Source organism: Pseudomonas sp. A-R-19 (assembly GCF_019956575.1).
Lineage (GTDB): Bacteria > Pseudomonadota > Gammaproteobacteria > Pseudomonadales > Pseudomonadaceae > Aquipseudomonas.
In genome coordinates this window covers 35245-57965 of the sequence record NZ_JAHBDR010000032.1, presented here as the reverse complement: position 1 = coordinate 57965, position 22721 = coordinate 35245, and the positions used below count along the sequence as shown (strand labels likewise).

Genomic DNA, 22721 nt, shown 5'->3' with positions numbered 1-22721 from the left:
GCGCTGGCCAGGCCGCTCAACCAGACTCGCGAAGGCCCTATTCCGCGCCTGCGAGCCTGCTTTCACAATTTGTCAGGTGGTTTTATGGACAGCATCAACAGCCGCATCGCCGAGGAACTCGGTGTACGCCCACAACAGGTCGAAGCGGCCGTCGCGCTACTCGATGAAGGCTCTACCGTTCCCTTCATCGCCCGTTACCGTAAAGAAGTGACCGGCAGCCTCGACGATACGCAATTGCGTCATCTGGAAGAGCGCCTGCGCTACCTGCGAGAACTCGACGAACGGCGTATCAGCATCCTTGCCAGCATCGAAGAGCAAGGCAAGCTGACTCCGCAACTTGAACGCGACATCAAGCTCGCCGACACCAAGACCCGTCTCGAAGACTTGTACCTGCCGTACAAGCAAAAGCGCCGCACCAAGGGCCAGATCGCCCTGGAAGCCGGCCTCGGCGAACTGGCTGACGGCCTGTTCAACGACCCGTCCCTGAGTCCGGAAACCGAAGCCGCGCGTTTCATCGACGCGGAAAAAGGCGTGGCCGATGTGAAGGCCGCCCTCGAAGGCGCCAAGTACATCCTCATGGAACGCTTCGCCGAAGACGCCGGCCTGCTGGACAAACTGCGCAACTACCTCAAGCAGGAAGCCACCCTCAGTGCCCGCGTGATCGCCGGCAAGGAAGAGGAAGGCGCCAAGTTCCGCGACTACTTCGAACACGACGAACCACTGAAAAGCATGCCGTCGCACCGCGCGCTGGCGATTTTCCGTGGCCGCAACGAAGGCATTCTCAGCTCCGCGCTGAAAGTCGGCGACGAACTGCCGGGCACCATGCATCCGTGCGAAGGCATGATCGGCCAGCAATTCGGCATCCAGAACCAGAACCGCGCCGCCGACAAATGGCTGGGCGAGGTGGTGCGCTGGACCTGGAAGGTCAAGCTATACACCCATCTGGAAACCGACCTGCTGGGCGAGCTGCGCGATGGCGCGGAAACCGAAGCGATCAACGTTTTCGCCCACAACCTGCACGACCTGTTGCTGTCGGCCCCGGCCGGCCCGCGCGCCACTTTGGGCCTCGACCCGGGCCTGCGTACTGGTTGCAAGGTCGCCGTGGTCGACTCCACTGGCAAGCTGCTGGATCACGCCACGGTTTACCCGCATGTGCCGCACAACAAGTGGGACCAGACCCTCGCCGTGCTCGCCGCCCTGTGCGCCAAGCATTCGGTGGACCTGATCGCCATCGGCAACGGCACCGCCAGCCGCGAGACCGACAAGCTGGCCGCCGAGCTGATCAAAAAATACCCGGCCATGAAAATGACCAAGGTCATGGTTTCCGAGGCCGGGGCTTCGGTTTACTCTGCGTCGGAGCTGGCTTCCAAGGAATTCCCGGACCTCGACGTGTCGATCCGTGGCGCCGTGTCGATTGCCCGTCGCCTGCAAGACCCGCTGGCCGAACTGGTGAAGATCGATCCGAAGTCCATCGGCGTCGGCCAGTACCAGCACGACGTATCGCAGCTCAAACTGGCCCGAGGCCTGGATGCAGTGGTCGAGGACTGTGTGAACGCCGTCGGCGTGGACGTGAATACCGCTTCCGTGGCGTTGCTGGCGCGAATCTCCGGCCTCAACGCGACCCTGGCGCAGAACATCGTCAGCCACCGTGACGAGCACGGCGCGTTCAAGACCCGCGCCGCGTTGAAGAAAGTCCCGCGCCTGGGCGAAAAAACCTTTGAACAGGCCGCCGGATTCCTGCGCGTGATGAACGGCGACAATCCCCTGGACGCCTCAGCGGTGCACCCGGAAGCCTATCCACTGGTGCAGCGTATCGCCGCCGAGACTGACCGCGATATTCGCTCGCTGATTGGCGACAGTGGTTTCCTCAAGCGCCTGGACCCGAAAAAATTCACCGACGAAACCTTCGGCTTGCCAACTGTCACCGACATCCTTCAGGAACTGGACAAGCCCGGCCGCGACCCGCGTCCCGAGTTCAAGACCGCCGAGTTCCAGGAAGGCGTCGAAGACCTCAAGGACCTGCAACTGGGCATGATCCTCGAAGGCGTCGTGACCAACGTGACCAACTTCGGTGCTTTCGTCGATATCGGCGTGCATCAAGACGGTTTGGTGCATATCTCCGCGCTTTCGGAGAAGTTCATCAAGGACCCACGAGAAGCGGTGAAGGCCGGTGACGTGGTGAAAGTGAAGGTCATGGAAATCGACATCCCGCGCAAACGCGTGGGCCTGTCGATGCGCATGAGCGACACCCCGGGCGAGAAAATCGACGGTGCTCGCGGCGCGCGTCCGGGGTCGGCGCCACGCCAGTCCCAGAACACTGTACCGCGCAAGGAAACCACCGCGGCCGCGCCGAGCAACAACGCCATGGCGTCGCTGTTCGCCAATGCCAAGCAGTTGAAGAAACGCTGATGGACATCCCTGCCGGTTACACCGAAAGCGCCTTTTTCAAGCTGCTGGGGTGTCGCTTGCACAGCCTGGAAACCGGGGTGGCGCAAGTCGCCCTGGGGCTGGAGCCGCAACTGCGCAATCGCGCCGAAAAGATGCACGGCGGGGCCTTGTTCAGCCTGGTGGACATTGCCATGGGGCTGGCCTGTTCCAGCACCCACGGCTTTGACCAGCAGAGCGCGACCATCGAGTGCAAGATCAACTACATCCGCGCCGTCTCTGACGGCGAGGTGATGTGCACGGCGCGGGTGATCCACCCGGGCCGCCGCACATTGGTGGTCGAGGCCGATGTGATGCAGGGCGACAAACTGGTCGTAAAAGCACAAGGCACGTTCGCTGTCCTGTAGCTAGACGTCATCGATTTGAGTTAATTTCGGCGTTGTGATCGCAGCGTCGAGCTTTTCTGTGGGAGCGCCTGTGGCGAGGGGGCTTGCCCCCGTTTGAGTGCGTAGCACTCACAATATCTTGGAACATCAGAGGTTTTGGGGCTGCTTCGCAGCCCAACGGGGGCAAGCCCCCTCGCCACAGGCCCGCTCCCACAGGGATTGCGTATCCTTCGCGTGCATCTGCCAGATTCAAGGATTGAAGTCGGCGGTTCCAAAAGGGCTTTGACAGCCCGAAAAACCAGGCGAAAACGCCAGTTTTAACTTCACCCTTGTAGACCGTCTTGCCCACCCCCATATTGGGGCGACTGACGCGTGAAGGAATCCAACTTGAGCGAACTTCTCAACCGCCGCCTGGCCCTGCTCGGCGAGCGCGCTAACCTATCTCTGCTCGAACAGTGCCTTCACGGCATCGAACGTGAATGCCTGCGCGTGACCGGCGAAGGTCGCCTGGCGCAAACGCCGCACCCGGAAGAATTGGGTTCCGCGCTGACCAACGAACAGATCACCACCGACTACTCCGAGTCGCTGCTGGAGTTCATCACTCCGGCCCTGCCCGACCCGGCGGACACGTTGGCGAGCCTGGACAGCATTCACCGCTTTGCCTACAGCAAGCTCGGCAACGAGTACCTGTGGAGTCCGTCGATGCCGTGCCCGTTGCCGGCCGAGGAGGACATCCCGATCGCCTACTACGGCACGTCCAACATCGGGCAACTCAAGTACGTGTACCGCAAGGGCCTGGCCCTGCGTTACGGCAAGACCATGCAATGCATTGCCGGCATCCACTACAATTTTTCCCTGCCGGAAAAACTCTGGCCATTGCTCAGGCAGGCCGAGGGCTTTGTCGGCACCGACCGCGATTTCCAGTCGTCGTCCTACATCGCGCTGATCCGCAACTTCCGCCGCTACAGCTGGCTGCTGATGTACCTGTTCGGTGCCTCGCCGGCACTGGACGCCGGCTTCCTGCGCGGTCGTTCGCATCAGTTGGAACAGCTGGACCCGCAAACCTTGTACCTGCCGTACGCCACCAGCCTGCGCATGAGCGACCTGGGTTACCAGAGCAACGCCCAGGCCGGCCTGACGCCGTGCTACAACGATCTGAACAGCTATACCGACAGCTTGCGCAAAGCGGTGGCCACGCCGTATCCGCCGTACGTCGAAGTCGGCACCCACCAGGATGGCGAGTGGGTGCAGCTCAACACCAACATCCTGCAGATCGAAAACGAGTACTACTCCAACATCCGCCCGAAACGCGTGACCTACACCGGTGAACGCCCGATCCAGGCGCTGGTGGCCCGCGGCATCCAGTACGTCGAAGTGCGCTGCCTGGACATCAACCCGTTCCTGCCGATGGGTATCGACCTCACCGAGTCGCGCTTCCTCGACGCGTTCCTGTTGTATTGCGCGCTCAATGACAGCCCGCTGCTGACCAACACCAGTTGCAGCAACGCGACCTCGAACTTCCTCAGCGTGGTCAAGGAAGGTCGTCGTCCGGGCCTGCAACTGCAACGGGAAGGCCAGCCGGTTGACCTGAAGGAATGGGCCGCTGAGCTGCTGGAAAATATTGCCCCACTGGCGGCGATGCTCGATCAGAGCCATGGCGGCGATGCCCACAGCAAGGCGCTGGACGCCCAGTTGGCCAAGGTCCAGGACCCGTCCCTGACGCCATCGGCACAGGTGTTGGCGGCCATGGCCGAGCACAAGGAGAGCTTTGCCCAGTTTTCCCTGCGCCAGAGCCAGGCCCATGCCGAGTTCTTCCGCAGCGAGCCGTTGGCGGCTGAGGAACAGGCGAAGTTTGAAGAGCGGGCGCGTTCGTCGTTGGCTCAGCAGGCTGAGCTGGAGCAGAACGAAGTCGGTGATTTCGATGTGTTCGTCGGGGCGTACCAGGCGAGCATTCTGGCGATCAGTAACTAAGCAGCCAAAGCAGGTCCCCTGTGGCGAGGGGGCTTGCCCCCGTTCGGCTGCGAAGCAGTCGTAATGCAGGCGACTGGTTTACCCGAAATACTGCGGTGTCGGATCTGGGACTGCTGCGCAGTCGAACGGGGGCAAGCCCCCTCGCCACAAGAGTCGCTCTTCAAGTATTCCCCTCATAAGCTAATTCGAAAAAGTTATTTATTTTCGAATTCTTATATCATTTAGTCTCCTTATCACGCCCACACCCGGTCGCCTGACAAGGAGCTTTCTGATGAAACTGACTTTCCCTCTACGCTTGCTGGCGGCCGCTACTTTGGCTACCGCGAGCTTTTTTGCCCAGGCGGCCGACTTCACCGTCGCCTACCAGACCACCGTTGACCCGGCGAAAGTCGCCCAGGCCGACGGTGCCTACGAAAAGGCCACCAAGGCCGATATCAGCTGGCGCAAATTCGACAATGGTGCCGATATCATCGCCGCCATCGCCTCCGGTGACGTACAGATCGGCTACCTCGGCTCCAGCCCCCTGACCGCCGCCATCACTCGCAAAGTCCCGGTAGAAACCTTCCTCATCGCCACCCAGATCGGCGCCGCCGAAGCCTTGGTCGCCCGCGACGGTTCCGGGATCAAGACCCCGCAAGACCTGATCGGCAAGAAGATCGCCGTGCCATTCGTGTCCACCGGTCACTACAGCCTGCTCGCCGCGCTCAAGCACTGGAACATCGATCCATCGAAAGTCACCGTACTCAATCTCGCCCCGCCAGCGATCATTGCCGCCTGGAAACGCGGCGATATCGACGCCACTTACGTCTGGGACCCGGCTCTCGGCGTCGCCAAGGAAAACGGCAAGGTACTGATCACCTCCGGCGAACTGGCCAAGTTCGGCGCACCGACCTTCGATGCCTGGATCGTGCGCAAGGATTTCGCCGAGAAGCACCCGGAGATCGTCACCGCGTTCGCCAAAGTGACCCTGGACGCCTACGCCGATTACCGCAAAGACCCGCAAGCCTGGCTCGCCAACCAGGGCAACGTCGACAAGCTGGTAAAACTGTCCGGCGCCAAGGCCAGCGACATTCCACTGCTGCTGCAAGGCAACGTCTACCCGTTGGCGGCTGATCAGGTCATCACCCTCGGTGCACCGACCACCAAGGCCATCACCGACACTGCGGCGTTCCTCAAGGAGCAAGGCAAGGTCGAGGCGGTACTGCCGGACTACGCGCCGTACGTCAGCGCCAAGTTCATCACCAACTGATCGGGAGTCAACGCGATGGCTTTGCTACAGCTGGAGCGCATCAGCGCACAGTACCCCGGCAACCCGGAACCGGTGTTGGCGGATATCTCCCTGAGCCTTGGGCCCCGGCAATTGCTGGTCGCCCTCGGCCCGTCCGGCAGTGGCAAGACTTCGCTGTTGAACCTGATTGCCGGTTTCGTCGAACCCAGCGCCGGGCGCATCACCCTCGACGGCGTGCCCGTCAAAGGCCCGAGTGCCGAGCGCGGCGTAGTGTTCCAGGACGACGCGCTGCTGCCGTGGCAAGACGTGCTGGCCAACGTCGGTTTCGGCCTGGAACTGGCCGGCATCGCCCGGAACAAACGCGAAGCTCGCGCCAGGGAGATGCTCGCCCTGGTCGATCTTTCCGGTTTTGAACAGCGCCGCATCTGGCAGCTTTCCGGTGGCCAGAAGCAGCGCGTCGGCCTGGCCCGCGCCCTCGCCGCCGACCCGCGCGTGTTGCTCATGGACGAACCGTTCGGTGCCCTCGACGCTTTCACCCGCGAACAGATGCAGGAACTGTTGCTGCAAATCTGGCAACGCACCGCCAAACCGGTGTTCCTCATTACCCACGACATCGAAGAGGCCGTGTTCCTCGCCACCGACCTGATTCTGTTGGCGCCCAACCCAGGGCAAATCGTCGAGCGCCTGAGCCTCGATTTCGGTCAGCGTTATGCCGCCGGTGAGTCGGCTCGCTCGATCAAGTCCGACCCGCGCTTTATCGAAACCCGCGAACACGTACTCGCCAAAGTGTTCTCCCAACGCAGCGCCGCCCAGCGGCAGGAGCGCGCATGAGCAGTTACGAAATCCCCGTCGCCGCGATCAAGACAGGCACTTCCCTGACACCGGCACGACGCAGCTTGAGCACTCGTTGGATCAGTGTACTGACGCTGGTCGCTCTTATTGTTATTTGGTGGGCCGTAACCGCGACCGGTTTGATCGAGCCGCTGTTCCTGCCGCCGCCCTCCGCCGTGCTGCAAAAAGGCTGGCTGCTGGCGACTTCGGGTTACATGGACTCAACCTTGTGGCAGCACCTCGGCGCGAGCCTTAGCCGCATCGGCCTGGGCCTCGGTTTTGCGATTCTCACCGCCGTGCCGGTGGGTATCGCCATCGGCGCCAATCGTATTGCCCGTGGTGTGCTCGATCCGCTGATCGAGTTCTACCGGCCGATTCCGCCGTTGGCCTACTTGCCACTGATCGTGATCTGGTGCGGTATTGGCGAATTGTCGAAAGTCCTGCTGATCTACCTGGCGATCTTCGCCCCGATTGCCATCGCCACCGCCACTGGTGTGCGCACGGTCGACCCGGCCAAATTGCGCGCCGCGCAGTCGTTGGGTGCTACTCGCGCACAGTTGATTCGCCACGTCATTTTGCCGAGTGCCTTGCCGGATATCTTGACCGGCGTGCGTATTGGTCTTGGTGTGGGTTGGTCGACGCTGGTCGCCGCCGAATTGATCGCCGCCACCAGCGGCCTGGGCTTCATGGTGCAGTCGGCCGCGCAGTTCCTGGTCACCGATGTGGTGGTCCTGGGGATTCTGGTGATCGCACTGATCGCCTTCGCCATGGAATTGGGCCTGCGTGCCCTGCAACGCAAGCTGGTGCCGTGGCACGGCCAGGCCCACTGAATATTCAACATGTGGGAGTGGGCTTGCTCGCGAATACAGAGTGTCAGGCAACTTTGCTGTGACTGATACACCGCTTTCGCGAGCAAGCCCGCTCCCACAAAAAGCACGGCCTCGGAATTTTAAGAGAACCACCATGAGCCAGTTGACCATCGTCCCCTTAAGCTCCGCCCTCGGCGCGCAAATCAGCGGCGTCGACATCAGCCAGGCGCTGAGTGCGGAACAACGCGACACCATCGAACAAGCGCTGCTCAAACATCAAGTTCTGTTCTTCCGTGACCAACCCATCACGCCACAACAACAGGCGCGATTCGCGGCGAACTTTGGCGACCTGCACATTCACCCGATCTACCCCAATGTGCCGGAACAGCCGGAAGTGCTGATCCTCGACACCGCCGTCACCGACGTGCGCGACAACGCGATCTGGCATACCGATGTGACCTTCCTGCCGACCCCGGCCATGGGCGCGGTGCTCAGCGCCAAGCTGCTGCCAGAGTTTGGCGGCGATACGTTGTGGGCCAGCGGGATTGCGGCGTATGAAGCCCTGTCGGCGCCGATGAAAACCTTGTTCGAAGGCCTGACCGCCACCCACGACTTCACCCGCTCATTCCCGCTGGAGCGCTATGGCAACACGCCCGAGGCGCTGGCCCAGTGGGAAGAAGCACGGCGCAAGAATCCACCGCTGTCGCACCCGGTGATCCGCACACACCCGGTCAGCGGGCGCCGCTCGCTGTTCGTCAATGAAGGCTTCACCTCGAAGATCAACGAGCTGTCGGAAACCGAGAGCGAGGCGATTCTGAAGTTTCTGTTCGCCCATTCAACGCGCCCGGAATTCACCATTCGCTGGCGCTGGCAGCAGGACGACATTGCGTTCTGGGATAACCGCGTGACCCAGCATTACGCGGTCGATGATTACCGGCCGGCGCGGCGGGTGATGCAGCGGGCGACAGTGTTGGGGGATGTGCCGTTTTTTCGCTGAATCCTGAAATCTTTGCTGTCAGGACTGGCCTCTTCGCGAGCAAGCCCGCTCCCACATTTGGAATGCGTTCCAATGTGGGAGCGGGCTTGCTCGCGAAAGCGATCTGAAAGGCGCAAAAAATCTGCCGCCTAACACTCACTCAGCCGTTGAAGGCTTCTCCCAAAGATTGATCCCGCCCTCCTGGGCAAACCGGTCAATCTCCGCCAGTTCCTCTGCACTGAAGCTCAGGTTCTTCAACGCCCCGACGTTCTCGATGATCTGCTCCGGCCGGCTCGCGCCGATCAGTGCCGAGGTCACCCGTGGATCGCGCAGGGTCCAGGCCAGCGCCAGTTGCGCCAGGCTCTGGCCACGGCGCTTGGCGATTTCATTGAGTGCCCGCACCTGGGCGATGTTCGCCTCGGACAAGTGCGACGCCTGCAACGAAGCGCCGCCCGGACGGTTGACCCGCGCATCCGCCGGCACGCCGTTGAGGTACTTGTCGGTCAGCAGCCCCTGCGCCAGCGGTGTGAAGGCAATCACGCCGGTGCCGAGTTCGTCGGTGGTATCCAGCAGGTCTTTTTCCACCCAGCGATTGAGCAGGTTGTAGGCCGGCTGGTGAATCAGCAACGGCACTTTCCACTCTTTGAGCAATGCCGCCATTTCCCTGGTTTTCACCCCGGAATAGGACGAGATGCCGATGTACAACGCCTTGCCCTGCTGCACTGCTGTGGCAAGTGCGCTGGCGGTTTCTTCCAGTGGCGTGTCCGGATCGAAACGGTGGGAGTAGAAGATGTCGACGTAGTCCACGCCCAGGCGTTGCAGGCTCTGGTCGAGGCTGGCCAGCACGTATTTGCGCGAACCGCCGCCCTGACCGTAAGGGCCGGGCCACATGTCCCAACCGGCCTTGCTGGAAATGATCAATTCGTCGCGGTACTGCTTGAAGTCTTCGCGCAGCAAACGGCCGAAGTTGATCTCGGCGCTGCCGTACGGTGGGCCATAGTTGTTGGCCAGGTCGAAATGGTTGATGCCCTGGTCGAACGCCGTGCGCAGCAATGCGCGCTGGGTATCGATCGGCGTGCTGTCGCCAAAGTTGTGCCACAGGCCCAACGACAGCGCCGGCAGCACCAGCCCGCTGCGGCCCACGCGGCGGTAAGGGATGGAGTCGTAGCGGTTTTCGGCAGCGGTGTAAGTCATCGAATCCTCTCTTGTCGGTCTTGAATCTGGTATCGACTGCTTCGCCAGTCGCCCAGCATACGCCCGGACAGAGGCCAAAAAACCCGGGATTCGACTAAATGCTGAAACGTTTCACAAAAATTTGATCGGTGCGCGGAATTCAACAAATCAACGATAGGCTTGCGTGATCAGGCACGGCAGGAACAAAGTCGCAAAAGCAACGAAGAGGCGACACCGATCGCAGGGATGGAGTAAGCCATGCATACCACAATCATCATCACCTTCGGCCTGGTCCTGCTCGCGATGATGCTGTTCATCGGCGAGAAAATCGGCTTCAGCCGTCAGACCCTCACCTACAGTTTCGTGATCCTGTGGCTGGCGTTGACGGTGATCAACGGCGCCATCGGCATCGTGTCCGCCGGTCAGTCGCTGAGTACGGAACTGGGGATAGGCACGATGGTGTTCAGCATTCCGGTGGCGGCGCTGGTGTTGTTCATGGTGCTGAGCGCCGAGAGCTGAAAAGCCCCGGCGCCCTGCCCGCGATCAACGCACCAGATGCAGGAACTGCATGTGCCGTTCGTACTGGTCGAGGATGTCGTTGATGATCTGCTCCTTGGTGTAGCCCACCAGATCGTAGTCCTGACTGCCCTCGCTCAAGTGCACTTCGGCCCGGTAGTAACGGCGATTGTTGAGCTGCTTGGAACCCATGCCGCCACGGGCAAACGATGGCGTGAAATAACCGCGCATCTGCACCTGATAAACAAACGGATGTTGATCACCGTGGCCGATTTCCAGGCTGACGCTGTCATGGGCCGGGTCCGGGTGCAGGGCCACGTGCAAGCCCTTTTCGCGGAACACCGCAGACACTTCGTCAATCGCCGGGCGCACCGTCGTATCGAGGAAACGATAAACCTCGTCCCGCGACGGGAAATGCACGGCCTGACTCAAGCGTTGCCGCCAACCGCCGCGCCGTGATCCGGACACCGGCGCCAGGGAATGCATCTGTGCAATCTGCTTCTGCGATTCCAGATAAAACGCCTTGTGCAGCCCCCACATCATCAACAACAGAATCAGCGAGAACGGCAGCGAGGTCAGCACCACCGCCGACTTCAACGCATCGATGCTGCCGGAGAACAGCAGCGCGCTGGTCACCAGCGCAGTCATTGCGCCCCAGAACACCCGCAGCCATTTCGGTCCGTCTTCATCGGGATTGCCGCCCTTGGCGGACAGCGTCGAGAGCACCACGGTGCCGGAGTCGGCAGAGGTGACGAAGAACACGAAGCTGATGAACACCGTGACCGCGATCACGGTTTTGCTCCACGGGTAGGTTTCCAGCAGCAGGTAGAGCGTCATCGACGGGTTGTCGATGGCCGACATGCCAAGCGCGCTCATGCCGTGATTGAGTACCTGGTCGATGGCGCTGTTGCCGAAGATCGACATCCACGCCAGGGTGAAGCCGAGCGGAATCAGCAGCACGCCGAAGACGAATTCGCGGATGGTGCGGCCACGGGAAATCCGTGCGATGAACAAGCCCACGAACGGCGACCATGCGATCCACCAGGCCCAGTAGAACACCGTCCAGCCGCCCAGCCAGTCGCTGGGTTTGTCGTAGGCGTACAGGTCGAAACTCTTCATCGGCAAGGCGCCGAGGTAATCGCCGAGGTTCTGGATCAGGGTATTGAGCAAGTGCTGGGTAGGGCCGGCGAACAGCACGAACAGCAACAGCGCGCAGGCCAGCAGCATGTTGATGTCGGACATGACCCGTACGCCCTTGTCGACGCCGGATACGGCAACGATGATCGCCGCACCCATCATCAAGGTGATCAGGCCGACCTGAATCCATTGGGTGTGGGCGATGCCGAACAGGTAGTCCAGGCCCGAGTTGAGGTGCAACACGCCAAAGCCCATGTCGGCACCGAGGCCGAACACCGTGGCGATGATGCCGAAGCCGTCCACCGCGTAACCGATGGGACCATTGATGCGCTTGCCGATCAGCGGATACAGCGCCGAGCGCAGGGCCAGTGGCAGGTTATGCCGGTAGGCAAAGTAGGCCAGCGCCATGCCGACAAAGGCGAACACGCCCCAGCCATGCAGGCCCCAGTGCAGAAACAGAATCTGCATCGCCTGGCGCGCCGCATCCGCCGTCCCGGCCTCGCCTTGGGGCGGTTGCAGCATGTGGGTCAGGGGCTCGGACACGCAGAAGAAAAACAGGGTGATGCTGATCCCGGCGGCGAACAGCATGCCGGCCCAGGACAGATAACTGAATTCGGGTTCGTCGTGGTCGGCACCGAGTTTGATCTTGCCGTAGCCAGACAAGGCGGTGACCACCACGAAGACCAGATACAGGGTCATCGCCAGCAGGTAATACCAGCCGACCGTATTGGCCGCCCAGTTTTGCGCCGCCAGCAACCAGGCACCGGCCTGCTCGGGCATGGCGATGACAACGACACCAAACAACAGAATGAAACTCGCCGAGAACCAGAACACTGGCGGATTCATGCGGACCAGACCGCTTGGAGGGATGGACGATGCACTCATGTACGGTGCACCTCGAAGGGGAAAAACGTGGCTGTAGAAATCGGACTCAGCAAAGGCAAGCCTCCTGTTGTGAGCGGGCAGCGAACCACCGGTTTAACTTGAATGAACGTTCAAGTTAAACATGGATAGGGGGCTAAGGACTAATCGCAGGGCTCGGCGGTACTGGTTGTACGCTAGCTCAAGGGAGGAAATTTGGTGGATATAAAAGCTTCGCGAGCAAGCCCGCTCCCACAGGGGAGCGCATTCCAATGTGGGAGCGGGCTTGCTCGCGAAGAGGCCAGTACAGTCAGTGAAGAGTCAGAAACCTACTTCTGAGCCCCATCATCATGCTGCAGGTTCGCCTGGGTCAGGTTACTGCCCGCCGGCACGCTGCGGGTCAGCCAGACGTTGCCGCCGATGGTCGAGCCCTGGCCGATGGTGATCCGCCCCAGAATCGTCGCACCGGCATAAATCACCACGTCATCCTCGACAATCGGATGTCGCGGCTGGCCTTTCTGCAACTGACCGTCTTCGTCCGCCGGGAAGCGCTTGGCACCCAGGGTCACCGCCTGATAAATCCGCACGCGCTCGCCGATGATCGCCGTCTCGCCAATCACCACACCTGTACCGTGGTCGATGAAGAAACTGCGGCCAATCTGCGCGCCGGGGTGGATGTCGATGCCGGTGGCCGAGTGGGCGATTTCCGCACTGATCCGCGCCAGCAACGGCAGCCCGGCGCGGTACAAATGGTGGGCCAGGCGATGATGAATCACCGCCAGAATCCCCGGGTAGCACAACAGCACTTCATCGACACTACGCGCCGCCGGGTCACCGTGATAAGCCGCCAACACGTCGGTGTCCAACAGGCTGCGCAACCCCGGCAGGGCGAGGGCGAAGTCTTGAATGATCTGGATGGTCTTGGCTTCGACCTCGGTCTCGGCCTGGGCACTGTGGCGCGCGGCGTAGCGCAACTCGAGTCGCGCCTGGGCCAACAGCGCGTTCAGCGCCACATCCAGGGTATGGCCGACGTAGAAGTCTTCGCTCTCCTCGCGCAGGTCAACCGGCCCCAGGCGCATCGGGAACAGTGCGCCGCACAAGGCTTCGAGAATCTCCGCCATCGCCGCCCGGGAGGGCAGCTCGCGACCGCCCTGCTCGGTACTGGCACGGCCATTTTGTACACGCCACTGTTCACGTGCCGTGCGCAGCTGGCTGACGATGCTCTGCAATTGCCAATGGCTGGAACGCTCACTCACGGTAAAAAACTCCTCACGGGCGACCGGACTGTCTGGCCGCACTGACGGCGATTACTTTACGGCAAGGGTCGCGAGGCAAATTAAGAACCAATAGTGCTGTACTCAGTACGATTAGCTATAAGCGATTGGCGGTTGCCCAGGCTTTGGGGCGTGCCTATAGTCCTGAGATCTTCAACGGCCAGTACGGACCCATGATCAAACAACAGCTCGCCCGCTTTAACCGCCTCGACCTGCTCGGTCAGCCAACCGCCCTGGAAAAACTCGAACGCCTGTCGACCTGGCTGGGCCGAGACCTGTACGTCAAGCGCGATGACCTGACGCCGCTGGCGATGGGCGGCAACAAGCTGCGCAAACTCGAGTACCTGGCCGCCGATGCGCTGGCCCAGGGCGCCGACACCTTGATTACCGCCGGCGCGTTGCAATCGAACCATGTGCGCCAGACCGCGGCCATTGCGGCCAAACTGGGCTTGGGCTGCGTAGCCCTTCTGGAAAACCCCCTCGGCACCAATGACAGCAACTACACCGGCAACGGCAACCGACTGCTGCTCGACTTGTTCGATGCCAAGGTCGAACTGGTGGAAAACCTCGACAACGCCGACGAGCAATTGCAAGCCCTGGCCAGCCGTCTGCGCAGTAACGGCAAGAAGCCGTACGTGGTACCGATCGGTGGCTCCAATGCGCTGGGCGCCCTGGGCTATGTGCGCGCCGGGCTGGAACTGGCCGAGCAGATCAAGGACACCGGCCTGACCTTCGCCGCCGTGGTTTTGGCCTCGGGCAGCGCCGGTACCCACAGCGGTCTGGCACTGGCCTTGAGTGAAGCACTGCCGGATCTGCCAGTTATCGGCGTGACGGTTTCGCGCAGCGATGAAGACCAGCGACCGAAAGTTCAAGGCCTGGCCGAACGCACCGCCGAGTTGCTGGGTGTGAGCCTGCCGGATGCATTCAAAGTCGAGTTGTGGGATGAATATTTCGCCCCGCGCTATGGCGAACCGAATGCCGGGACACTGGCGGCGGTGAAGCTGCTGGCGGGTCAGGAAGGCTTGCTGCTGGACCCGGTCTACACTGGCAAGGCCATGGCAGGATTGCTGGACGGGATCGGGCGTCAGCGTTTCGACGAAGGCCCGATTATCTTCCTGCACACCGGCGGGGCTCCGGCGTTGTTTGCCTATAAGGATTATCTGACTGGCTGACGCACTTTTTGTGGAGCGGGGCTTTTGTGGCGAGGGGGCTTGCCCCCGTTGGGGTGCGAAGCGCCCCTGAAACCTGCAACTGTGTAGTTTCAGAATTTACGACTGCTGCGCAGCCGAGCGGGGGCAAGCCCCCTCGCCACAAAGGATCGCATGTATATTCCGTAATTGCATAACAAACAGAATATTTATTATTTTCCTATCTAACGACGCCATCTTATAGTCACGCCGCAGGCGAATTTGCAGCGAGACGCATAAGCTGCATTAGGGCAGGATATCGCAGTCGTCCGAATCCCGAATTTGCCAACTTTCCTTAAGCGTCTTCCATAAGAAAACACAGGGGCTTGTCATGAATTTTTCCGCACTACGTCGCAATCTGCTGGTGGGCTCGCTGGGCCTGGCACTGAGCGCTGGCCTGATTGGCCAAGCCGTTGCCGGTGAGCAACTGCAAAAGATCAAAGACGCCGGCGTGATCAACGTCGGCCTGGAAGGCACCTACCCACCGTTCAGTTTCGTCGACGCCGACGGCAAACTGGCCGGCTTCGAAGTCGAATTCTCCGAAGCCCTGGCCAAAGAGCTGGGCGTGAAGGTCAAGCTGCAACCGACCAAATGGGACGGCATCCTCGCTGCTCTGGAATCCAAGCGCCTGGACGCAGTGATCAACCAGGTGACCATCTCCGAAGAGCGCAAGAAGAAGTATGACTTCTCCGAGCCCTACACCGTTTCCGGGATTCAGGCGCTGGTGCTGACGAAGAAGGCCGCCGAGCTGAACATCAAGTCCGCCGCTGACCTGTCTGGCAAGAAAGTCGGCGTAGGCCTGGGCACCAACTACGAAGAGTGGGTCAAGGCCAATGTGCCGACCGCTGACATCCGCACCTACGAAGATGATCCGACCAAGTTCCAGGACCTGCGTGTCGGCCGTATCGACGCCATCCTGATCGACCGCCTGGCCGCACTGGAATACGCCAAGAAAGCCAAGGACACCACCGCCGCCGGTGATGCGTTCTCCCGTCAGGAAGCCGGCATTGCCCTGCGCAAAGGCGAGCCTGAACTGCTGGCCGCGGTGAACAAGGCAATCGACAAGCTGCGCGCCGATGGCACCCTGAAAAAGCTCTCGGAAAAATACTTCAACGCTGACGTCACTCAATAATGGAAGAAGCTTTTCAACTCGCGCTGGACTCCGCGCCCTTTCTGCTCAAGGGCGCGTACTACACGGTGATCCTCAGCCTGGGCGGGATGTTCTTCGGCCTGGTGATGGGGTTCGGCCTGGCGCTGATGCGCCTGTCGCGCTTCAAACTGGTGAGCTGGATCGCCCGCATCTACGTGTCGTTCTTTCGCGGCACGCCGTTGCTGGTGCAACTGTTCGTGATCTATTACGGCTTGCCGCAATTGGGTCTGGAACTTGATCCGCTGCCGGCGGCCCTGATCGGCTTCTCGCTGAACATGGCCGCCTACGCCTGTGAAATCCTGCGTGCCGCGATCAGCTCCATCGAACGCGGCCAGTGGGAAGCCGCTGCCAGTATCGGCATGACCCGCGCGCAAACCCTGCGCCGGGCCATCCTGCCGCAGGCGATGCGCACCGCATTGCCGCCGCTGGGCAACAGCTTCATTTCACTGGTCAAGGACACCGCGCTGGCCGCCACCATCCAGGTGCCGGAACTGTTCCGCCAGGCGCAACTGATCACCGCACGAACCTTCGAAATCTTCACCATGTATCTTGCCGCCGCACTGATCTACTGGATCCTGGCCACGGTGCTGTCGCACCTGCAGAACCAGCTGGAAGCGCGGGTCAATCGGCACGACCAGGAGTCCTGACCCAATGATTGTCGTGGAAAAACTGACAAAGCAGTTCAAGGGTCAAGTCGTGCTCAACGGCATCGATCTTGAAGTCAAGGAAGGCGAGGTGGTGGCGATCATCGGCCCCAGCGGTTCGGGCAAGACCACCTTCCTGCGTTGCCTGAATTTCCTGGAAGAACCCACCAGCGGCCGGATCAAGGTCGGCGATATCGAAATCGATACCAGCCGCCCCCTGAACCAGCAACAGAGCCTGGTGCGCCGTTTGCGCCAGCATGTGGGTTTCGTCTTCCAGAACTTCAACCTGTTCCCCCATCGCACGGCGCTGGAAAACGTCATCGAAGGCCCGATCGTGGTCAAGAAGACCCCACACGCCGACGCCGTTGCCTTGGGTAAAAAGCTCTTGGCCAAGGTTGGCCTGGCAGGCAAGGAGGATGCTTACCCACGTCGCCTCTCCGGAGGCCAGCAACAGCGCGTGGCGATTGCCCGGGCGCTGGCGATGGAACCGGAAGTGATCCTGTTCGACGAGCCAACCTCGGCCCTCGACCCGGAGTTGGTGGGTGAGGTGCTGGCGACCATTCGCGGCCTGGCCGAAGAGAAGCGCACCATGGTGATCGTCACCCACGAAATGGGTTTTGCCCGGGACGTGGCCAACCGGGTGGTGTTTTTCGACAAAGGCGTGATCGTCGAGCAAGGCGAAGCGAAGGCGTTGTTTGCCAACCCGAAAGAAGAACGGACCAAACAGTTCCTGAGCAAATTCCTGAATAACGCTCATAACTAACAACCTGCGCGACAACGGCAAACTTCCAAGGATGGAAGTTACCCCACCATCAAAACACCCCTCATTAGTACCAGACTAAATTTTTCTGTTCGACAGACCTGTCTTGTACGTACGCGCGCTACATATATATGCATCACAACAATTAAACAGCGCTAATCAAATCAGATCATCTGTCGCAGAGCGGAGCCGAAGACTTGCACAAACCAGCCAGTATCACTCGGCTTTGAGCAGATAAAGTCGACAAGCAGGCATGGTTTACTTACTTGAAGCCGTAGGAACTTTCTGAATAGCACAACACACCACCCACAACTAACAAATCCTGTTGACACTTGATCTCCTTAACTCTTATCTAGTCTCCAGCCAGCGACATTCATCACGCTTCAATCATTATTTCAACTCAAACTAATGATTGAATTTTCTGTTCGAATTTAGTTTTTGATATTCCAGAAACGGACTTCGTTGCAAGACTTCAAGGAGACTTCATGAACAGCACCCCGAACAAATCCGGGCTTGCAGCCCCGACCCTGGCGCAATCCAACAAGACCGGCATCAACGTCACTTGCGCGGCGCACCTGCTGATCGACGTGGCGCCCTACCCCACGATGGACACCGGTGACCTGATCGAGCTGTTCTGGGACAACTGCTACGTGGCCTCGCGCGTGCTGACGGCCAATGATGTCGGGCAATCGGTACAACTGCGGGTGCCTGAAAGTTTTGTCGCTAACGGGACTTCGCGCATTCACTACCGGGTCATGCAGGTTGGCCTGGGTCCGGCGATATCGGCCAGCCGCAACGTGCAGATCAAACTCGACTGTCCCGGCGGCCAACCCTCCGCGCTATGCGGCGATGAAAACCAGTGCCTGGCACCCGTGGGTTTACCCGACGCGATTCGCCGTCATGGGGTGAATCCGAATCAGATCAAACGCGGCGTTCCCTTGACCATCGAGCCGTACCTGAACATGGCCGTCGACGACGAAATCACCCTGCGTTGGGGGGATGTGCGCATGGATCTGCCACGGCTCAAGTCCGCCGATGTGGGCCAGCCGATCCAGGTCTGGATACCACCGGCCATCATTCTTGAAGCCGGCGAAGACCTGCGGCTGGAAGTGACGTACTGCATTCTCGACAGGGTGGGCAACAACTCCCGCTGGGCACCGGCCCGTACGCTGAAGATCGGATGTGCCAATCCTTATCTGAGAGTCCCCCCGAAGCAGTGTCTCAAAGCGGCTGAATCGCGCAAGCAATGAGCACCGCTTCTGGGCGAGGGGGCTTGCCCCCGTTCGGCTGCGCAGCAGTCGTAAATTCTGTAACCGTGGTTCATCTGAAACAACGCGGTGGCAGAAATGGGGGGCGCTGCGCACCCCAACGGGGGTAAGCCCCCTCGCCACAGGGATTGCGTTCCCCCCCGAGAACACCCTTCTATACATATTCCTAAAAGTTAGTTCATAAATTTTTTATACACGTTTAGGGTATATGCACCGGACCACCGGACATTCTTGTTTTCCTGCGCGGCCACAAGCGGCGCTTCCATGAGATGTGAGGTAGGTATGGTCCGGAACACAATCACCCCAGTGCAGATCGCCAGGGCATTGCGTGCAGCCAAGGAGCGGCACTGATGTCCAGTCTGGCAGATGCAATCGTCCAGAGTGACCTGGACATCGCCCCGTTGTTGTTGCCCGCACAAGTCTTGAGCAACGATGCCCAAGCCATCACGGCGGCCCACGAACTGGCGCAAGTCGCGCGCCTGCAAGCGGGCAAACGCGACCGGCAGCGCAAGCTCCCCTGGTCTGAAATCGAACAGTTCACCCGCAGCGGCCTGGGCAGCATTTCCATTCCCCGCGAGTACGGTGGCCCGCAGGTTTCGTTCGTCACCCTGGCCGAGGTCTTCGCGATCATTTCCGCCGCCGACCCGGCGCTCGGGCAGATCCCGCAAAACCAGTTCGGCATTCTCAACCTGATACTCGGCAGCGCCACCGAAGCGCAGAAAAGACAACTGTTCAAAAGCGTCCTCGAGGGCTGGCGCATCGGCAATGCCGGACCGGAACGCGGCACCAAAAACACCCTGGAACTGAAGGCGCGCATCACCGCTGACGGCGTCCTCAACGGCCAGAAGTTCTATTCTACTGGTGCACTGTTCGCCCATTGGGTCGCGGTCAAAGCATTGAACGACGACGGCAAGCAAGTGCTGGCATTCATCCGTCGCGGCACGCCGGGATTGCGCATTGTCGACGACTGGTCCGGCTTTGGTCAGCGCACCACCGCCAGCGGCACGATTTTGCTCAACAACGTGCAGGTCGACTCCGAACTGGTTGTGGATAACTGGAAGATCAACGACACGCCGAACATCCAGGGTGCCGTCTCACAGCTGATTCAAGCGGCCATCGACGCCGGTATCGCCCGAGGCGCCATCGACGACGCCATCGATTTCGTGAAAACCCGCGCCCGTCCATGGATCGACGCCAATGTCGAACGGGCCAGCGATGACCTGTACGTGATCGCCGACATCGGCAAGCTGAAAATCGAATTGCACGCCGCCGAAGCGTTGCTGCGCAAGGCCGGGCAGGTGCTCGATCAGGTCAATGCCGCGCCGCTCACCGCCGAGTCGGCCGCCCGTGCCTCGATTGCCGTCGCCGAAGCCAAAGTACTGACCACAGAGATTTCGTTGCAGGCCAGCGAAAAGCTCTTCGAACTGGCCGGCAGCCGCGCGACCCTCGCTGAATTCAACCTCGACCGCCACTGGCGCAACGCACGGGTGCACACCCTGCACGATCCGGTGCGCTGGAAGTACCACGCCATCGGCGCCTATCGCCTCAACGGCACGCTGCCTAATCGCCATTCCTGGATTTAACGACCAGACATCTGGAGAAGCATATGAGCATTTCTCACCCCGTCGCGGTCATTACCAGCGATGAGCAAGCCCTGATCATTGCCAGCGACCTGGCCGAAGACTTCAAACGCGACAGCGCCCTGCGCGACCGCGAGCGCCGTTTGCCGCACCCGGAACTGGAAGTGTTTTCCCGCTCGGGCCTGTGGGGCATCAGTGTGCCGAAAGAATACGGCGGCGCTGGTGTTTCCAACGTCACTTTGGCCAAGGTCATCGCCTTGATCGCTCAAGCCGACGGCTCGCTCGGGCAGATCCCCCAGAACCATTTCTACGCCCTCGAAGTGCTGCGCGTGAACGGCTCACACGAGCAGAAAAAACGTCTTTATGCCGAAGTACTGGCCGGCCAGCGCTTCGGTAATGCCCTCGCCGAACTCGGCACCAAAACCGCACACGATCGCGTCACCAGCCTGACTCGCGACGGCAGCGGCTACCGCATCAACGGTCGCAAGTTCTACGCCACGGGCGCGATCTACGCCCAGCGCATTCCCACTTCGGTAGTGGATGAAAACGGCGTGCAGCAACTGGCATTCGTCCCGCGCAACAGCAAGGGCCTGAGCGTGATCGACGACTGGAGCGGCTTCGGTCAGCGCACCACCGGCAGCGGTTCGGTAGTGTTCGAAGACGTCTACGTCGCGGCCGAGGATGTCATCCCCTTTCAAAGTGCCTTCGAGCGTCCGACCCCGGTCGGCCCGCTGGCGCAGATTCTCCATGCCGCCATCGACACCGGTATCGCCCGCGCCGCCTATGAAGATGCGCTGCACTTCGTGCGCACGAAAACCCGGCCGTGGATCGACGCCACCCACGAAAAGGCCACGGACGACCCACTGACCCTCAAGAGCTTCGGCCACCTGAGCATTCGCCTGCACGCCGCCGAAGCGCTTCTGGATCGGGCCGGTGAGTACCTCGACAAGGCCCAGGCCGAGACGAATGCCGAGACCGTCGCGGCCGCATCGATTGCCGTCGCCGAAGCCCGCGCCCTGAGCACCGAAATTTCCCTGGCCGCCGGCAGCACGCTGTTCGAACTGGCCGGAAGCCAGGCGACCTTGATCGAACACGGCCTCGACCGCCACTGGCGCAACGCCCGGGTGCATACCCTGCACGACCCGGTGCGCTGGAAGTACCACGCCGTCGGCAATTACTACCTCAACGATGAAAACCCGCCACTGCGGGGGACCATTTGATGACCGCCGCGAAAAAGAAAATCCTGCTCAATGCCTTCAACATGAACTGCATCGGGCACATCAACCATGGCTTGTGGACGCACCCGCGCGACACGTCAACGCGCTACAACACAATCGAATACTGGACCGAACTGGCGCAGTTGCTGGAGCGCGGGCTGTTCGACGGCCTGTTCATCGCCGACATCGTCGGGGTCTACGACGTCTACCAGAACTCGGTGGACATGCCGTTGAAAGAGTCGATCCAGTTGCCGGTCAATGATCCGCTTCTACTGGTATCCGCGATGGCTGCGGTGACGAAAAACCTCGGTTTCGGCCTGACCGCCAACCTCACCTACGAGGCGCCGTACCTGTTCGCCCGACGCCTGTCGACCCTGGATCACCTGAGCCGTGGCCGGGTCGGCTGGAACATCGTCACCGGCTATCTCGACAGCGCCGCCAAGGCCATGGGCCTGAACGAACAGGTCGAACATGACCGGCGCTACGACCAGGCCGACGAGTACCTGGAGGTGCTCTACAAACTTTTGGAAGGCAGCTGGGAAAACGGCGCGGTGTTGAACGATCCTCAGCAGCGGATCTACGCGCAGCCTGAGAAAGTGCACAAGGTCGAGCACAAGGGCGAGTTCTATCAAGTCGAGGGCTATCACCTAAGTGAACCCTCGCCGCAGCGCACGCCGGTGCTGTTCCAGGCCGGCAGCTCGGATCGCGGCCTGTTGTTCGCCGGGCGACATGCCGAGTGCGTGTTCATCAGTGGCCAGACCAAGGCGTCGACCAAGGTGCAGGTGGACAAGGTGCGCGCCAGCGCCATCGAAGCCGGGCGCAACCCCGAGGACATCAAGGTGTTCATGGGCTTGAACGTGATCGTTGGCGCAACCGAAGAGCTGGCCTGGGCCAAGCACGCCGAATACCTCAGCTACGCCAGTGCCGAAGCTGGCGTGGCGCATTTCTCGGCGTCCACTGGGATCGATTTTTCCCAATATGAAATCGACGAACCGATCCAGTACGTGAAGAGCAACGCGATCCAGTCCGCCACCAAGCACCTGCAAAACAACGACTGGACCCGACGCAAGTTGCTGGAGCAACACGCCCTCGGCGGTCGCTACATCACCGTGGTCGGTTCACCTGAACAGGTGGCCGATGAGCTGGAATCCTGGATAGCCGAAACCGGGCTGGATGGCTTCAACCTGACCCGCATCGTCACGCCGGAAAGCTATGAGGATTTCATCGAGCTGGTGATCCCCGAGTTGCAACGTCGCGGGTCGTACAAGACAGCGTACGACAGCGGCACCTTGCGCGAAAAGCTGTTTCAGCGCGAAGCGCATTTGCCTGAGCAACATACCGGTTCGGCTTACCGCCGCTAAAAGCTTC

Annotated in this window: 19 protein-coding genes; 16 read left to right on the top strand and 3 right to left on the bottom strand. The window is 60.7% G+C overall.

What is annotated here, in order from left to right:
• Positions 1-84 precede the first annotated feature (84 nt).
• From KGA88_RS03265 to tauD, 7 genes are all read left to right on the top strand, one after another.
• Complete coding sequence (locus KGA88_RS03265; RefSeq protein ID WP_223588924.1) at positions 85-2409, top strand: Tex family protein; 2325 nt, start codon at positions 85-87, stop codon at positions 2407-2409.
• Positions 2409-2792, top strand: coding sequence for a PaaI family thioesterase (locus KGA88_RS03260; protein WP_223588922.1), 384 nt, complete (start codon positions 2409-2411; stop codon positions 2790-2792). The genes KGA88_RS03265 and KGA88_RS03260 overlap by 1 nt, the downstream gene beginning before the upstream one ends.
• Before the next feature lie 366 nt (positions 2793-3158).
• A complete protein-coding gene (gene gshA / locus KGA88_RS03255; RefSeq protein ID WP_223588919.1) occupies positions 3159-4742 on the top strand; it encodes a glutamate--cysteine ligase in 1584 nt (527 codons plus the stop codon).
• A 271-nt stretch (positions 4743-5013) separates the two neighbouring features.
• A complete protein-coding gene (tauA, locus tag KGA88_RS03250) occupies positions 5014-5991 on the top strand; it encodes a taurine ABC transporter substrate-binding protein (protein WP_223588917.1) in 978 nt (325 codons plus the stop codon).
• A 15-nt stretch (positions 5992-6006) separates the two neighbouring features.
• Positions 6007-6801 (top strand): taurine ABC transporter ATP-binding subunit, encoded by a 795-nt coding sequence (tauB, locus tag KGA88_RS03245; RefSeq protein WP_223588915.1) that lies wholly within the window; start codon positions 6007-6009, stop codon positions 6799-6801.
• Complete coding sequence (gene tauC, locus KGA88_RS03240; RefSeq protein ID WP_110660830.1) at positions 6798-7631, top strand: taurine ABC transporter permease TauC; 834 nt, start codon at positions 6798-6800, stop codon at positions 7629-7631. Before tauB ends, tauC begins: the two co-directional genes overlap by 4 nt.
• A 133-nt stretch (positions 7632-7764) precedes the next feature.
• A complete protein-coding gene (tauD, locus tag KGA88_RS03235; RefSeq protein WP_110660829.1) occupies positions 7765-8607 on the top strand; it encodes a taurine dioxygenase in 843 nt (280 codons plus the stop codon).
• A 135-nt stretch (positions 8608-8742) separates the two neighbouring features.
• On the opposite strand, the gene mgrA is transcribed toward tauD, so the two are convergent.
• On the bottom strand, positions 8743-9780 hold the full coding sequence (gene mgrA, locus KGA88_RS03230) for an L-glyceraldehyde 3-phosphate reductase (RefSeq protein ID WP_223588910.1): 1038 nt from the start codon (positions 9778-9780) through the stop codon (positions 8743-8745).
• A 237-nt stretch (positions 9781-10017) separates the two neighbouring features.
• Here mgrA and KGA88_RS03225 point away from each other — a divergent pair, with 237 nt between their 5' ends.
• A complete protein-coding gene (locus KGA88_RS03225) occupies positions 10018-10278 on the top strand; it encodes a hypothetical protein (RefSeq protein ID WP_103396842.1) in 261 nt (86 codons plus the stop codon).
• 24 nt (positions 10279-10302) lie between these two features.
• Here the strand turns inward: KGA88_RS03225 and betT are convergent, their stop codons facing one another.
• Positions 10303-12258 (bottom strand): choline transporter BetT, encoded by a 1956-nt coding sequence (betT, locus tag KGA88_RS03220; RefSeq protein WP_181432081.1) that lies wholly within the window; start codon positions 12256-12258, stop codon positions 10303-10305.
• 344 nt (positions 12259-12602) lie between these two features.
• A complete protein-coding gene (gene epsC / locus KGA88_RS03215) occupies positions 12603-13529 on the bottom strand; it encodes a serine O-acetyltransferase EpsC (protein ID WP_103396840.1) in 927 nt (308 codons plus the stop codon).
• A 191-nt stretch (positions 13530-13720) separates the two neighbouring features.
• Between epsC and KGA88_RS03210 the strand changes: the two genes are divergently transcribed.
• The 8 genes from KGA88_RS03210 to KGA88_RS03175 all read left to right on the top strand — a co-directional run bounded on the left by KGA88_RS03210 (position 13721) and on the right by KGA88_RS03175 (position 22714).
• Positions 13721-14719: a D-cysteine desulfhydrase gene (locus KGA88_RS03210; RefSeq protein ID WP_223588907.1), complete on the top strand. Its 999-nt coding sequence runs from the start codon at positions 13721-13723 to the stop codon at positions 14717-14719.
• A 346-nt stretch (positions 14720-15065) separates the two neighbouring features.
• Entirely contained in the window at positions 15066-15866 is an 801-nt protein-coding gene (tcyJ, locus tag KGA88_RS03205) for a cystine ABC transporter substrate-binding protein (RefSeq protein WP_060543969.1), read from the top strand.
• Positions 15866-16531 carry a cystine ABC transporter permease gene (tcyL, locus tag KGA88_RS03200; protein ID WP_223588905.1) on the top strand — a complete coding sequence of 222 codons (666 nt, stop codon included), beginning with the start codon at positions 15866-15868 and terminating at the stop codon, positions 16529-16531. The genes tcyJ and tcyL overlap by 1 nt, the downstream gene beginning before the upstream one ends.
• Positions 16532-16535: 4 nt before the next feature.
• Positions 16536-17291 (top strand): L-cystine ABC transporter ATP-binding protein TcyN, encoded by a 756-nt coding sequence (tcyN, locus tag KGA88_RS03195; protein ID WP_110662675.1) that lies wholly within the window; start codon positions 16536-16538, stop codon positions 17289-17291.
• A gap of 482 nt (positions 17292-17773) precedes the next feature.
• On the top strand, positions 17774-18538 hold the full coding sequence (locus KGA88_RS03190) for a hypothetical protein (protein ID WP_110662676.1): 765 nt from the start codon (positions 17774-17776) through the stop codon (positions 18536-18538).
• 368 nt (positions 18539-18906) lie between these two features.
• A complete protein-coding gene (locus tag KGA88_RS03185; RefSeq protein WP_110662418.1) occupies positions 18907-20139 on the top strand; it encodes an SfnB family sulfur acquisition oxidoreductase in 1233 nt (410 codons plus the stop codon).
• Positions 20140-20162: 23 nt separating this feature from the next.
• Positions 20163-21356 (top strand): SfnB family sulfur acquisition oxidoreductase, encoded by a 1194-nt coding sequence (locus KGA88_RS03180; protein WP_223588903.1) that lies wholly within the window; start codon positions 20163-20165, stop codon positions 21354-21356.
• Complete coding sequence (locus tag KGA88_RS03175) at positions 21356-22714, top strand: LLM class flavin-dependent oxidoreductase (protein ID WP_223588901.1); 1359 nt, start codon at positions 21356-21358, stop codon at positions 22712-22714. The genes KGA88_RS03180 and KGA88_RS03175 overlap by 1 nt, the downstream gene beginning before the upstream one ends.
• Positions 22715-22721 lie beyond the last annotated feature (7 nt).